At 46.8% G+C, this 1,142-nt stretch carries 1 protein-coding gene; it reads left to right on the top strand.

From position 1 onward, the window contains the following. A partial coding sequence (rng, locus tag R7040_RS24645; protein WP_318097298.1) for a ribonuclease G occupies positions 1-1,142 on the top strand: 1,142 nt, incomplete at both ends.

Raw genomic sequence — 1,142 nt, 5'->3', positions numbered from 1 at the left:
AGAAACAGCAGTTTCAAGTTCGTGACATTTCTGAATTGGTTCGCCAAGGTCAGGATATCGTCGTACAGGTAGTTAAAGATCCTCTTGGCACTAAAGGTGCGCGTTTAACTACTGACATCACACTTCCTTCCCGTTATCTCGTCTTTATGCCTGGCGCTAGCCACGTTGGTGTATCGCAACGTATTGAAAGCGAAAGTGAACGTGAGCGCCTTAAAAAAGTGGTGAATCACTACTGCGATGAGCACGGTGGTTTCATTATCCGTACGGCCGCAGAAGGGGCGGACGAGAAAGAACTCTCTCAAGATGCTGCGTTCCTAAAACGCTTATGGCTGAAAGTCATGGAGCGTCGTTCTAAGTACAAGACACGTTCAACGCTGTATGGCGAGCTTGGTCTTGCACAACGTATTTTGCGTGACTTCGTTGGAACGGAACTCGACAAGATTTTGGTCGATTCACGTTTAGAATATGAGAACCTCAAAGAGTTTACTTCTGAGTACGTACCGGAGCTGACCGATAAGCTTGAGCTTTACGAAGGTGACAAGCCTATCTTTGATATGTACGACACTGAGAACGAAATTCAACGCTCTTTGGAGCGCAAAGTTGAGCTCAAGTCGGGTGGTTACCTAATCATCGATCAGACAGAAGCGATGACCACCATCGACATCAACACTGGTGCGTTTGTTGGTCGTCGTAACTTAGAAGAGACCATCTTTAATACCAATATTGAAGCGACTCAAGCCATTGCTCGCCAGTTACGTCTGCGTAACCTAGGTGGCATCATCATTATCGACTTTATCGATATGGCGTCAGAAGAGCATCGTCAGCGAGTACTAACTTCGTTAGAAGCTGCATTGTCGAAAGACCGCGTGAAAACCAACATCAATGGCTTTACGCAGTTAGGTCTGGTTGAAATGACGCGTAAGCGCACGCGAGAAAGTATTGAACATATTCTTTGTTCTGGTTGTCCTACTTGTGAAGGCCGTGGCACCGTGAAAACGGTTGAAACGGTGTGTTACGAGATTCTGCGCGAGATCACTCGTGTAAACCGAGCGTACGATGCAGACAACTTTGTCGTATACGCATCGCCATTTGTTGCAGAAGCGCTTTTGGGTGATGAGTCTCATGCGCTGGCAGAACTTGAA

The organism is Vibrio sp. 1069, assembly GCF_033340555.1.
The sequence above is the reverse complement of the archived record's forward strand: the minus strand, read 5'-3'. Positions and strand labels throughout refer to the sequence as shown.